The organism is Tsukamurella conjunctivitidis (assembly GCF_007858475.1).
GTDB classification, from domain to species: Bacteria; Actinomycetota; Actinomycetes; order Mycobacteriales; family Mycobacteriaceae; genus Tsukamurella; species Tsukamurella conjunctivitidis.
Window position 1 is genome coordinate 300,033 of sequence record NZ_VIGX01000004.1, and the last position, 13,573, is coordinate 313,605.

Here is a 13,573-nt window from a genome sequence, read left to right on the forward strand (position 1 = left end):
AGCTCAGCGGAACCGATGGCGCCAGACGTGTCCGTCGGGGAGGGGTTCGTCCGGCGGAGTGGTCCAGAACGCGGACGTGAGGTCGTAGCCGTCGTGCACTCGCGCGGCGCGCCCGGGCCAGCGTTCGGCCGTCCATTCCGGCTCGTTGTGCATCGAATCGATGCCTGCGCGGACACCGCCCTCCAACTCGAAGTGCAGGTGCCGGGCCGCTTCCCGCGCGGGAGCGGCGCCGACGGGGATCCGCTCCCCGGCGTCGACGAGGTCGATGGCGGTGCGGCGGATCCGGTGGTCGGTCCAGGCGAAGGTCCGACGGTGCGCCCCGGGCGCCAGCAGGTACATCGCGAGCAGCGCGACGACGACGCCGACCAGGGTCTCGATCAGGCGGTCCCGCATGACCGGGCCCGCGGCGCCGCCCGTGACGCCCGCTCCGCTGGCCAGCAGCGCGACGGGGGTGATCACCACGACCGCCGCCGCGTAGTTGCGCACGATGAGTATCTCGATGACGAACTGGAGCACGGCGATCACCGCGATCAGCGCGTACCCCTGCGGCGCGAGCGCGTGCAGGCCGGCGAAGAGCACGAGTCCGAGCGCGGTACCCAGGAATCGGTGCAGTGCCCGCACGGTTCCGTGCACCCGGTTCACGCCGGTCTGCAGGACGACCAGCGCGCTGATAGCGGCCCAGTGCGGGCGGTCGAAGCCGAGGGCGATACTCAGCGCGCCCGCGGCGAGGCAGGCCACGGCGACGCGGGTCGCGGTGATCGTCGCGTGCGAGGAAGGGCTCAGCGAACGGCGCAGTCGATAGCCGACCGTCGGTCGCAGCCGCGAGGTGGTCACGGCACGGGTCGGATCGACCTCGGTCTCCGCGTCGTCGGTCGATGCGGCGGCGAACCGGGCGTTCGCGTCCCGCAGCGCCACGAGCAGCTCGGCGTCGGCGGGCCGGTTCGCCGCGCGGGCGTCGTCCATCGTGGACCACGCCGCGACCAGCGCGGACCCGGCGGAGTGGCGGCGCTCTGCCGACCGCGGACCGTCGGAGCCGAGGAAGGCGTCCACCGCGCCGATCGCGCGCGCCGCCGCCTCACGCTGCGGCGCGGACGGATCGACGAGCGCCCCGGACAGCGAGACGAGCACCGAACTCACGACGCCGAGCGCCGCGCCGACCACGAGCATCGCCGGATCGGCGCCGGACTCCACCGCGATCAGCGCGCCCGACCCCACGATCGCGAAGAACAGGGCGCCGGGTGGGCCGAGCCGCAGCGCGTCGACGACGTACACCGCCGCTACCGCCGGGATCACGGTCATCAGGACCGCGCAGATCTTGAGTGCGACCCCGCCCGACGGCACCGCCCAGCCGATCATCGCGCCGACGGCGACACAGACCAGCAGTGCCGAACCCGCGGCCGCGACCACCTGCCCCCGGATCCGGTACGCGCGGCCTTCGCCGTACAGCACCGCGAAGGCGCCGAACGTGGCGAACAGCGCGGAGCTCGCGTGCCCCGCTGCGACCAGCGCCGCGCCGGGAATCCCCACCGCCGCCGCAGCCCGCAGGCCGGCCCGCCACCGCCACACGGGCGCACCGTCGGCGAAGACGAGGGAGCGCACGCGCGCGACGGAGGGCGGGGGATCGTGGATTGGCTCGCTCACCTTCCCATTTCATCACCGCGGTGCGGGCGGCGCCTGGGGCGGCCGGGTCAGTACACGCTGGGCGGGCTGTTGCTCCCGGGTGGTATCGGTGTTCCGGTCGTCCGGTAGGTCTTGTCGTACTCGGCCCTCCACCGCGGCCAGTCGAGATAGGGACGGCCGCCGAGACGTCGGCGGTAACGTCGGTACTGTCCGCGGGCGGAGCGCAACGTGTTGCGCGACTGCCTGGCCGCGCGGCGAGCCTCGTAGAGCGCGTCCCACTCCTCGCGCTCGGTCAAGGGGCGCGGCGGGTCGGTGAATACGCCTCGGTTCAGCACAGGTCTCCCGGAATGGGCACGGTCGAGTTTACAAGTATTCACCATACTGCATTCATAGTACGGTGGCGGTACGACCGATCTGCACGCGTTGGCGCTGACCAAGTCCATCCGATTCGCGGCCGGCGTGATCGGCATCTGCATGATCCTGCTGGGGCGGATGATCTGGCGGCCCTGGGCCTCGCCCACGTCGCAGACTGTCGAGAATGATCGCTCCACGCGCACGTGTGCGGTCTACAAGGACTTCGGTGTCGTGCGCGAAACAGTCCGTGTGCGCCGCGGGAGAAAGTGCCCCCGGCAGGATTCGAACCTGCGGCCTTTCGCTCCGGAGGCGAACGCTCTATCCCCTGAGCTACGGGGGCGCAGGGCGTAGCAAGGTTAGCGCATAGGGCGGGCCCGGCGGAAACCGGGCGGTCAGGCGCACCCTAGGATGGTCTGGTGACTCCCGCTGACCTTTCGGAACTCCTGCACGCCACCGCGACCACCGTGCTCACCGAGCGTGGCCTCGACGTCTCCGTGCTGCCCGATCGCGTCACCGTCGAGCGCCCGCGCAACCCCGAGCACGGCGACTACTCGACCAACGTCGCGATGCAGGTCGCCAAGAAGGCCGGCGTGAACCCGCGCGACCTCGCCACCTGGCTGGCCGAGGCGCTCGGCAACGCGGACGGCGTGGATGAGGCCACCGTCGCGGGCCCCGGCTTCCTCAACATCCGCCTCGCCGCGGACGCGCAGAACCAGCTCGTCACGAGCATCCTCGAGCAGGCCGGGGCGTTCGGCCACGGCACCGCCCTCGACGGCGCCCTCATCAATCTCGAGTTCGTCTCCGCCAACCCGACGGGCCCCGTCCACCTGGGCGGCGCACGCTGGGCGGCGGTGGGCGACAGCCTGGGCCGCGTCCTCGAGGCGCAGGGGGCCGAGGTCACGCGCGAGTACTACTTCAACGACCACGGCGCGCAGATCGACCGCTTCGCGCGCTCGCTGGACGCGGCCGCCCGGAACGAGCCGGCCCCCGAGGACGGCTACGCGGGCGACTACATCCAGGACATCGCGGCCACCGTCGTCGCGGGCCGCCCCGGTATCCTCGAACTCCCGGAGGCCGACCGCGTCGAGGCCTTCCGCGCCGACGGCGTCGAGCTCATGTTCGCGCACATCAAGCGGACCCTGCACGAGTTCGGCACGGACTTCGCCGTGTTCACGCACGAGGACGAGATGTTCACCTCGGGCCTCGTCGAGAGCAGCGTCCAGCAGCTCAAGGACAACGGCAACCTGTACGAGCAGGACGGCGCCTGGTGGCTCAAGGCCACCGACTACGGCGACGACAAGGACCGCGTCGTCATCAAGTCCGACGGCAACGCCGCCTACATCGCGGGCGACATCGCCTACATCAAGCACAAGTTCGATCGCGGCTTCACCCTCGCGATCTACATGCTGGGTGCCGATCACCACGGCTACATCGGCCGGCTCAAGGCGGCCGCCGCCGCGCTCGGCTACGACCCGGCGCAGATCGAGGTGCTCATCGGGCAGCTCGTGAACCTGGTCAGGGACGGCAAGCCCGTCCGCATGAGCAAGCGGGCCGGCACCGTCATCACCCTCGACGACCTCGTGGAGGCCGTGGGCGTGGACGCGGCCCGGTACTCGCTGGTGCGCAGCTCGGTGGACACCTCCATCGACCTCGACCTCGACCTGCTCGCGCAGGCCAGCAACGAGAACCCCGTCTACTACGTGCAGTACGCGCACGCTCGCCTGTCCGCGATCGCCCGCTCGGCCGCCGAGCTCGGCATCGCGCCGTCGACGGAGCACCTGGGACTGCTCGACCACGCGCGCGAGGGCGATCTGGTCCGCACCCTGGGCGAGTTCCCGGCCGTCGCCGCCGGTGCCGCGAATCTGCGTGAGCCGCACCGGATCGCGCGCTACCTCGAGGAGCTCGCCGGCGCCTACCACCGCTTCTACGGCGAGTGCCGAGTGCTGCCGCTCGGCGACGAGGCCCCGACCGATCTGCACCGTGCCCGCGTGGCGCTGTGCGCCGCCACCCGCCAGGTGCTCGCGAACGGCCTGGCCCTCGTGGGTGTTTCGGCACCCGACCGGATGTGAGAGGCCACCACTCGTGAGTGAACTGGATCGGGCCGTCTGGCCCGCCCACGCGCGCCGGGAGGCCGACGGTGTCGTCTCCGTCGCGGGGGTCCCCGTGGGCGCCTTGGCCGCCGAGTTCGGCACGCCGCTGTTCGTGATCGACGAGGACGACTTCCGCGCCCGCTGCCGCGGCATGCGCGAGGCCTTCGGCGAGGACGCCGCGGTGCACTACGCCTCGAAGGCCTTCCTCTCCATGGAGATCGCCCGCTGGGTGCGCGACGAGGGGCTCAACCTCGACGTGTGCAGCGGCGGCGAACTGGCGGTCGCGCTGCGCGCGGGCTTCCCGGCGGAGCGGATCGCGCTGCACGGCAACAACAAGTCCGTCGCCGAGCTGGACTACGCCGTCGAGTCCCGCATCGGGCACGTCGTGGTCGACTCGCTCTCGGAGATCGCGCGCCTCGACGCCGTCGCGGGGGAGCGGAACGTCGTACAGGAGGTGCTGATCCGCCTCACGCCGGGCGTCGAGGCGCACACCCACGAGTTCATCTCCACCGCGCACGAGGACCAGAAGTTCGGCTTCTCGCTCGCCGCGGCGGGCGATTCCGGTGCGGCTGATGCCGATTCGCCGGCGATGCGGGCCGTCACCGCAGTCTTCGCGGCCGACAACCTTCGTCTGGTGGGGCTGCACAGCCACATCGGCTCGCAGATCTTCGACGTCAACGGATTCGAGATCGCCGCGCGCCGCGTGCTGGAGCTGCTGCGCGACGTCGTCGCCCGCTTCGGCGCCGAGAAGACCGCCCAGCTGAGCACGATCGATCTCGGCGGCGGCCTGGGTATCTCGTACACCGCGCACGACGACCCGCCGCCCGTCGCGGATCTCGCCGCGAAGCTGCGCCACATCGTCGAGACCGAGTCGGCCGCGCTGGGGCTGCGGACCCCGCACCTCGCGGTCGAGCCCGGCCGCGCGATCGCCGGCCCGCCCGGGATCACGCTGTACGAGGTGGGCACGATCAAGGACGTCGCGGTCGACTCCGAGGACGTCCGCGGCCAGGGTTTCCGGCGCTACGTCTCGGTCGACGGCGGCATGAGCGACAACATCCGCACCGCCCTGTACGGCGCGGAGTACACCGCCGTGGTCGCGGACCGCGACCCGCAGGGCGAGCCCGTGCAGTCGAGGATCGTCGGCAAGCACTGCGAGACCGGCGACATCCTGGTGCGCGACACGCTCACCCCCGGCGACCTCGCGGAGGGTGATCTCCTCGCCGTCGCCGCGACGGGGGCCTACTGCTATTCGATGTCCAGCCGCTACAACATGCAGCCGCGTCCGGCTGTGGTGGCGGTCAAGGACGGCGCGGCGCGACTCATCCTGCGCCGGGAGACCGTGGACGACCTGGTGAGCCTGGAGGTGCTCTGATGACTGATTCCGCACAGCAGAGAGAACTGGGCGTCGCCCTCCTCGGCATGGGCACCGTGGGCACCGAGGTGGCGCGCATCCTCGTCGAGAACGCCGACGACCTCGCGGCCCGCGTGGGCGCGCGGCTCGTCATCCGTGGGATCGCGGTGCGCGACACCGGCAAGGACCGCGGCCTCAAGGCGCTCGGGCTGAAGAAGACGTTGCTCACCGACGACGCGGAGGCCCTGGTCGGCCGCGACGACGTCGACATCGTGGTCGAGGTGATGGGCGGCATCGAGCCCACCCGGTCGCTGATGCTCAGCGCGTTCAAGGCCGGCAAGTCGGTGGTGACCGCCAACAAGGCGCTGCTCGCCGAGTACACCGGCCAGCTCGCCGACGCCGCCAACAAGGCGCGCGCCGACCTGTACTTCGAGGCCGCCGTGGCCGGCGCGATCCCCGTGATCCGCCCGCTGCAGCAGTCCCTCGCGGGCGACAGCGTGGAGCTGGTGGCGGGAATCGTCAACGGCACCACCAACTTCATCCTGTCCAACATGGCGGAGAAGGGCGAGGCCTACGAGACGGTGCTCGCCGAGGCGGGCCGGCTGGGCTACGCCGAGGCCGACCCGACCGCCGACGTCGAGGGCTACGACGCCGCGTCCAAGGCCGCGATCCTCGCGTCGATCGCCTTCCACACGCGGGTCAAGGCCGACGACGTGCACCGCGAGGGCATCACCGGAGTCACCGCCGCCGACATCGAGGCGGCGAAGGCCTTCGACTGCACCATCAAGCTGCTCGCGATCTGCGAGAAGTTCACCGACAAGGCCGGCTCACAGCGGGTGTCGGCCCGGGTCTACCCGGCGCTGGTGCCGTTCAAGCATCCGCTGGCGAGCGTCGACGGCGCGTACAACGCCGTCTTCGTCGAGGCCGAGAACGCCGGCCGCCTGATGTTCTACGGCGCCGGTGCGGGCGGCGCGCCCACGGCGTCCGCGGTGATGGGCGACCTGGTCGCGGCGGCCCGCAACAAGGTCGTCTCCGGCCGCGGACCGCGCGACTCGGCGTACGCGAAGCTGCCCATCGCGCCGATCGGCGAGGTGCTCACCCGCTACTACGTGGCGATGGAGGTCGCGGACCGGCCGGGCGTGCTCAGCGCCGTCGCGAACGAGTTCTCCGCGCGGAGCGTCTCCATCAGCACCGTCCGCCAGCAGGCCGACACCCCGGACAAGGGTGCCCGGCTCGTGATCCTCACCCACAAGGCACCCGACGCGGCCCTGTCGGCCACCGTCGAGGCCCTGAAGAACCTGGACGTGGTGACCGCCGTGTCCTCCGTGCTCCGTCTGGAGGGAACCAATGACTAGCGCCGTGCACCAGCCCTGGCCGGGCCTGATCACCGCGTACCGCGACCGACTGCCCGTGTGCGACACCTGGGCGCCGGGCTGGGCGCCCGTCACCCTGCGCGAGGGCGCCACCCCGCTGCTGCCCGCCCGGGCGCTCTCCGAGCTCACCGGCTGCGACGTGCACCTCAAGGTCGAGGGCCTCAACCCCACCGGCTCCTTCAAGGACCGCGGTATGACGATGGCCGTGACCGAGGCCAAGGCCACCGGCAAGAAGGGCGTGCTGTGCGCGTCCACCGGCAACACCTCCGCCTCGGCGGCCGCGTACGCCGCGATCGCCGGCATCGAATGCGCCGTGCTCGTGCCCGCGGGCAAGATCGCCATGGGCAAGCTGGCCCAGGCCGTCATGTACGGCGCGAAGATCATCGAGGTCGACGGGAACTTCGACGACTGCCTCGAGCTGGCCCGCAAGACCACCGCCACCTTCGACACCATCGCGCTGGTGAACTCCGTGAACCCGGTGCGCATCGAGGGCCAGAAGACCGCGGCCTTCGAGATCGTCGACGCGCTCGGCAAGGCCCCCGACGTGCACGCGCTGCCCGTGGGCAACGCCGGCAACATCACCGCGTACTGGCGCGGCTACAGCGAGTACTTCGCCGACGGCGTGATCAGCAGCCGTCCGCGCATGCTCGGCGTGCAGGCCGCCGGCGCCGCGCCGCTGGTCAACGGGGCTCCCGTCAAGGACCCGGAGACCATCGCGACGGCCATCCGGATCGGCAGCCCGGCCTCCTGGAACCAGGCCGTGGCCGCGAAGGACGAGTCGAACGGCGAGTTCCGCGCCGCCACCGACGAGAAGCTCCTCGAGGCCTACCGCCTGATCGCCAAGACCGAGGGCGTCTTCGTCGAGCCCGCCTCCGCCGCGTCGGTCGCCGGCCTCCTGGCCGCGACCGCCGACGGCTGGATCGAGAAGGGCTCCACCGTGGTCTGCACGGTGACCGGCAACGGTCTCAAGGACCCCGACACGGCCCTGAGCAGCCTGCCCGAGATCGCCCGGGTCGGCATCGACCCCGTCGCCGTGGCCTCGGCCATGGGCCTGACGGAGTAAGCGCGGCCGTGTCACCCGCTGCGAACGCGCCCCTCGTCCTGCCCGTCGGCCTGCGGGCCACCGTGACCGTGCCGGCGTCCAGCGCCAACCTCGGCCCCGGTTTCGACACCCTGGGCCTCGCGCTGGGGCTCTACGACGACGTCACCGTCGAGACCGTGGACCCCGAGGCCGACGGCGACCTGACCGTCGCGATCACGGGGGAGGGCGCCGACGAGGTGCCCACCGACGACCGGCACCTCGTGGTCGTCGCGCTGCGCCGCACCCTGGCCCACCTGGGCGTGACCGCGCCCGGACTGCGCCTGACCTGCGTCAACCGCATCCCGCACTCCCGCGGGCTCGGCTCCTCGGCGGCCGCCGCCGTGGCCGGGATCGCGGCCGCCGCCGCACTGGCCGCCGATGCCGACGCCCCGCGCGGGCTCACGACGGACGAGATGGTGCAGTTGGCCTCCGAGTTCGAGGGGCACCCGGACAACGCCTCCGCGAGCGTGCTCGGGGGTGCCGTCGTCGCGTGGACCGTCCCCGCGGTGCCCGTGCCCGACGTCGCCGGCTACCGCGATCACGCAGCGGCGAGCGCGGCACCGTCGGCCCCCGTGCACTACGGGGCGCGCCGAGTGGACGTGCACCCCGACATCCGGGCGTACGCCTTCGTCCCCGACGTGCAGTCCTCGACGTCGGTGACGCGCGGCATGTTGCCCCGCCTGGTGCCGCACGCCGACGCCGCGTTCAACGCCTCGCGCGCCGCGCTGATGGTGCTCGCGCTCACCGCGCACCCGGACCTGCTCCTGGACGCCACGGAGGACCGGCTGCACCAGCGGTACCGTGCGGCGTCGATGAAGGAGTCCTTCGCGCTGGTCGAGCGCCTGCGCGCCGCCGGCGTGGCCGCGGCGATCTCCGGCGCCGGGCCCACGGTCCTGGCGCTGACGCCGCAGGCACTACCCACTCGGCTCTCGGACGCCGCCGTCGAGGCGGGCTTCACGGTGCGTGAACTGCCCATCGCCGACGGGGTCGCGCGCGGCTGAGGTACCTGCCTTCCCGCGGACGCCGCACGTGCGCGGGAAGGCGGTGCGGAACCCGAAACACGGGGGCGGTGATTGCCGGGGGCCCGGACCCGCGCTATCATGGCAAAAGTGTCCGACGAATGCGCGGACGCTACTTCGGCACTTTGCCATTTCCACGCCCAGCGACCAGCTCCGGACGTGTTGGCGCGCCGGTCTCCACATCAGGCCGAGACATCTGTGCCCCCGCCGGAAACGCGGGGCCCGGCAGCCGAAGCGCATACAAGCACCTTCGTCATTCGTGCGTCGCCCGCGAAAACACCTGTGCAACAACACAGGACAGCCCGGCGAGCACGGTAGGCCCCTGCTCTCGCGCTGCGTGAGGAGGGAATTGAAAGGAACTCCGTGACCGAAACGGACGTGACCACCAGCCCGGAGACGGCCACCGCCGCGGTCAGCACCACGCGCGCCGACGAGCGACGCCGCTCGGGTCTCAACGGCATGGTGCTGGCCGAACTCCGCGGCATCGCGAGCGAGCTGGGGATCAAGGGCATCTCCGGCCTGCGCAAGGGCGATCTGATCGCCGCGATCAACGAGCACGGCGGCGCCCCCAAGGGCGCGCCGAAGGCCGCGAAGACCACCGCCGCGAAGGCGGAGGCCCCGGCGAACGACGCCCCGAAGACCACCGCCCCGGCGGCGGAGCCGGCCGAGGCTCCGGCGGCGGAGGCGCCCGCGGACGCCGCGACCACGCAGACCCGCGAGTCCCGCTCGGCCCGCGCCCCCAAGGGCGACAAGGCGGAGCAGCCGGCGGACCGCGCCGACGCCCCGGCCGAGGCCCCCAAGAACGACGGCGAGCAGGGTCAGCAGCGCGAGGGCGGTCAGCGCCGTGAGCGCAACCAGCGCCGCGGCAACCAGAACGGCAACCAGGGCCAGGACGGCGAGAACCGGCAGCAGGGCGAGGGCCGCCAGGACCGTCAGGGCGATCGCCAGCAGGGCGAGGGCCGCCAGGACCGTCAGCAGGGCGGCCGCCAGCAGGGCGAGCGTCAGCAGGGCGAGAACCGGCAGCGCGGCAACAACGGCCCGTCGAACGATCAGAACCAGAACAACGGCCCTGACGAGGGCGATGGCCAGGGCCGCCGCGGGCGCCGCTTCCGTGAGCGCCGCCGCGGCCGCGACCGCAACCAGAACGACGGCGAGCCGCAGGTCAGCGAGGACGACGTCCTGCAGCCCGTGGCCGGCATCCTCGACGTGCTCGACAACTACGCCTTCGTGCGCACCTCGGGTTACATCGCCGGTCCGAACGACGTCTACGTCTCGATGAACATGATCCGCCGCAACGGCCTGCGCCGCGGCGACGCGATCACGGGCGCCGTGAAGATGCCCCGCGACGGGGAGAACAACGAGGGTGGCAACCAGGGCGGCGGCGGTGGTCGCGGCAACCAGAGCAACCGCCAGAAGTTCAACCCGCTGGTGCGCCTCGACTCGGTCAACGGCCAGGACGTCGAGTCCGCGAAGAACCGGCCCGAGTTCAACAAGCTCACGCCGCTGTACCCGAACCAGCGGCTGCGCCTCGAGACCGCCCAGAACATCCTCACCACCCGCGTGATCGACCTGATCATGCCCATCGGCAAGGGCCAGCGCGCGCTGATCTCCGCCCCGCCGAAGGCCGGTAAGACGACGGTGCTGCAGGACATCGCCAACGCGATCGCCACCAACAACCCCGAGTGCTACCTCATGGTCGTGCTGGTGGACGAGCGTCCCGAAGAGGTCACCGACATGCAGCGCAGCGTGCGCGGCGAGGTCATCAGCTCCACCTTCGACCGTCCGCCGTCAGACCACACCTCGGTGGCCGAGCTGGCGATCGAGCGGGCCAAGCGGCTCGTCGAGGGCGGCAAGGACGTCGTGGTGCTGCTCGACTCGATCACCCGCCTGGGCCGTGCGTACAACAACTCGAGCCCCGCGTCGGGCCGCATCCTCTCGGGCGGTATCGACTCGACGGCCCTGTACCCGCCCAAGCGGTTCCTGGGCGCGGCGCGCAACATCGAGAACGGCGGCTCGCTGACGATCATCGCCACCGCGCTGGTCGAGACCGGCTCCACCGGCGACACCGTGATCTTCGAGGAGTTCAAGGGCACCGGCAACGCCGAGCTCAAGCTCGACCGCAAGATCTCGGAGCGGCGCGTCTTCCCGGCGGTCGACGTCGCGGCGTCGAACACCCGTAAGGACGAGCTCATCATGGCGCCCGACGAGGCCGCCGTGGTGAACAAGCTGCGCCGGCTGCTCGCCGCGCTGGACAGCCAGCAGGCGATCGACCTGCTGATCAGCCAGCTCAAGAAGACGCAGAACAATATCGAGTTCCTCATGACGGTGCAGAAGAACAGCGGCTTCGGCGACAACGACTGATCCGCATCGACCACGCGAAAGGCGCGCCCTCGGGCGCGCCTTTCGTCGTCTTCGGTGCAGGCGCTGGACCTGTCCGGAACCCTACTGCGGCAGCGCGGGCGTGATCGCGGCGGCGATCTCGGCGCCGCGGTTGCAGTCGCGGTTGGCGACCTTCTGCAGGCCGATGTAGAGGACGCCGTTCGACAGCGACTTGTACGCGGTGATGCAGTAGTCGGGCGTCGCGGTGTTGGTGCTCGGCACCGTGAACGAGCGCCACTTCGTCGACCCGGGCACGGAGACGGGCGTGCCGGTCTCCCACGAGTTCGAGGTCACGAAGGTCGCGAACTTCACGTCGGCGTTGCTCGCCTTCGAATCGGAGCCCTTGCAGGCGTACTTCGCGCCGGCACTGCTCGAGCGCTGTCCGGGATCGTCCGCGAGCGGGCTGATCCCCAGGGTCGAGATCGTCGACACCGGCAACAGGCACGGGTCGATGTACCCGTCCCGCACGGTCGAGGTGTTGTTCACGGGCGTCGCCGTCGTGGTCGTCACCGGGGCGCTGCTCGTGCTGGTCGGCGAGGCGACGGTCTCGTCGGAGCCCGTGCTGAGCACGAGGATCGAGACCGCCGCGACGGCCACCACCGCCACCGCGGCGATCGCGCCGATGACCACGCCCTTCCGGGTACCGCCCTGTTGCGGCGCCGCGCCGGTGAGCCCCACCGGGCCGCCCTGCCACGTGCCCTGCGGCCCCGCGAACTGCGGGTTCGAGATCGGTCCCGACGGCCGGGCGAAGGGCTGCGAGGGCGCGCTCTGGAACGGCGGGGGAGTCGCGGGACGGAAGGCCGCACCGGGAGGCGGCGTCGCCACCCGCGCCGTCGGGTTCGACGGTGCCTGCCCCTGCGCCGCGGCTGCGGCGCGCAGCGCGTGCGCGAAATCGTGGCACGACGCGTACCGCTGCTGCGGCGCCTTCGCCATGGCACGGGCGATCACGGCGTCGATCGCGGGCGGAAGGCCGGGTCGCTGGCGCGACGGGGCCGGCGGCGGCGCCATCAGATGATCGCGGATCACGGCGGTGCCGCTGCTGGCGCCGTAGGGCTTCGCGCCCGTCAGCAACTGCACCGTCGTGCCGGCGAGGCTGTACTGATCGCTGCGTCCGTCGACGGGGTCGCCGCTGAGCTGCTCGGGCGAGGCGTAGTCCAGGGTGCCGACCACCATGCCGACCGACGTGAGGTCGCTGTGTTCCTGCTGCTGGCGCGCGATGCCGAAATCGCCGAGCATGACACGCGGGGTCGCGCCGGTCGAGTCGATCATGATGTTGCCGGGTTTGACGTCGCGGTGCAGCAGCCCCTGCGAGTGCGCGTAGTCCAGGGCCGCCGCCACGGCGTCGACGATGGTGAGGACCCGGTCGACCGGCAGCCCGCTGGGATTGCTCGCGAGCAGGGCCGAGCCGTCTTGGCCGGGGACGAGCTTCATGGACATCCACAACCGGCCGTCGTCGTTGCCCCGGTCGTAGACCGGCACGATGTTCGGGTGATCGAGCCGCGCGGCCATGTCGGCCTCGCGCTCGAACCGGGCGCGGTAGGTCGGGTCGTGGGAGAAGGCCGTGGGGAGCACCTTGAGGGCGTCCACGCGCGGCAGGCGCGGATGCCGGGCCGCGTACACCGCCCCCATGCCGCCGGCGCCCAACAGTCGCTCCACGACGTATCCGCCGATCACGGTCCCGGCGGGCTCGATCGCCGGTCCATTGCCTGACTCGTTCACGTCTTCACTCCCGTGTTCTCGAGAACACGGCCCGCTCGCGCTGCGCGCCCGGTGCCGGTCCACTGACTGGTGGAAGCTAACCCCGGGCGGCTTACGGCGCGCCAGTCAATCGCCAAACGTCTCCCGGGTCGTGACCGGGGCGACGCCGGCCGCCCGCAGGGCCCGGGAATTTCTCGAAGAGCTGTGCGTTCTGGCATACTGGAACGTCGGTATGGGTTCCGGTTCACGGTCCTGGCGAACGCCAGGGGCGACCCGGCGACCAAGAACGAGAAGGACGGCAATCATGAAGCAGGGGATCCACCCCGAGTACGTGGCCACCACCGTTGTCTGCGGTTGCGGTAACACGTTCGAGACGCACAGCACCAAGGCCGACGGCCGCATCAACGTCGAGGTCTGCTCGCAGTGCCACCCGTTCTACACGGGCAAGCAGAAGATCCTCGACACCGGCGGCCGCGTCGCCCGCTTCGAGAAGCGCTACGGCAAGCGCCCGAGCAAGGCTTCGGCCTCCGAGTAGCTGTCCCGCCGACGCCCGTCCTGCCCCGCAGGCCGGGCGTCGGCGCGTTTCACGGGCCTCCCGCCCGGTCAAC

General features: G+C 71.5%; 9 protein-coding genes and 1 tRNA gene. 7 read left to right on the forward strand and 3 right to left on the reverse strand.

The window, feature by feature from the left end; translation table 11 throughout:
• Positions 1-3: 3 nt before the first annotated feature.
• Together FK530_RS10545 and FK530_RS10550 are read right to left on the reverse strand one after the other, a co-directional pair.
• Positions 4-1,641 (reverse strand): FUSC family protein, encoded by a 1,638-nt coding sequence (locus tag FK530_RS10545; RefSeq protein WP_146486958.1) that lies wholly within the window; start codon positions 1,639-1,641, stop codon positions 4-6.
• A 600-nt stretch (positions 1,642-2,241) separates the two neighbouring features.
• Positions 2,242-2,314, reverse strand: a tRNA-Arg gene (locus tag FK530_RS10550).
• Between the two features lie 76 nt (positions 2,315-2,390).
• Here FK530_RS10550 and argS point away from each other — a divergent pair.
• From argS to rho, 6 genes are all read left to right on the forward strand, one after another.
• Entirely contained in the window at positions 2,391-4,043 is a 1,653-nt protein-coding gene (gene argS, locus FK530_RS10555; RefSeq protein ID WP_146486959.1) for an arginine--tRNA ligase, read from the forward strand.
• On the forward strand, positions 4,018-5,436 hold the full coding sequence (gene lysA, locus FK530_RS10560) for a diaminopimelate decarboxylase (protein WP_146486960.1): 1,419 nt from the start codon (positions 4,018-4,020) through the stop codon (positions 5,434-5,436). The genes argS and lysA overlap by 26 nt, the downstream gene beginning before the upstream one ends.
• The gene (locus FK530_RS10565; RefSeq protein WP_146486961.1) at positions 5,436-6,770 is read left to right on the forward strand and encodes a homoserine dehydrogenase; all 1,335 of its coding nucleotides are present in this window, start codon (positions 5,436-5,438) and stop codon (positions 6,768-6,770) included. Before lysA ends, FK530_RS10565 begins: the two co-directional genes overlap by 1 nt.
• Positions 6,763-7,851 (forward strand): threonine synthase, encoded by a 1,089-nt coding sequence (gene thrC / locus FK530_RS10570; protein ID WP_146486962.1) that lies wholly within the window; start codon positions 6,763-6,765, stop codon positions 7,849-7,851. Before FK530_RS10565 ends, thrC begins: the two co-directional genes overlap by 8 nt.
• A gap of 8 nt (positions 7,852-7,859) precedes the next feature.
• Positions 7,860-8,870 carry a homoserine kinase gene (thrB, locus tag FK530_RS10575; protein ID WP_146486963.1) on the forward strand — a complete coding sequence of 337 codons (1,011 nt, stop codon included), beginning with the start codon at positions 7,860-7,862 and terminating at the stop codon, positions 8,868-8,870.
• 381 nt (positions 8,871-9,251) lie between these two features.
• Positions 9,252-11,249 (forward strand): transcription termination factor Rho, encoded by a 1,998-nt coding sequence (gene rho, locus FK530_RS10580; protein ID WP_146486964.1) that lies wholly within the window; start codon positions 9,252-9,254, stop codon positions 11,247-11,249.
• 81 nt (positions 11,250-11,330) lie between these two features.
• Here rho and FK530_RS10585 read toward each other — a convergent pair whose 3' ends face one another.
• The gene (locus tag FK530_RS10585; RefSeq protein ID WP_146486965.1) at positions 11,331-12,986 is read right to left on the reverse strand and encodes a serine/threonine protein kinase; all 1,656 of its coding nucleotides are present in this window, start codon (positions 12,984-12,986) and stop codon (positions 11,331-11,333) included.
• A 283-nt stretch (positions 12,987-13,269) separates the two neighbouring features.
• Here FK530_RS10585 and rpmE point away from each other — a divergent pair, with 283 nt between their 5' ends.
• A complete protein-coding gene (gene rpmE / locus FK530_RS10590; RefSeq protein WP_068532376.1) occupies positions 13,270-13,500 on the forward strand; it encodes a 50S ribosomal protein L31 in 231 nt (76 codons plus the stop codon).
• The last annotated feature ends 73 nt before the right edge of the window (positions 13,501-13,573 follow it).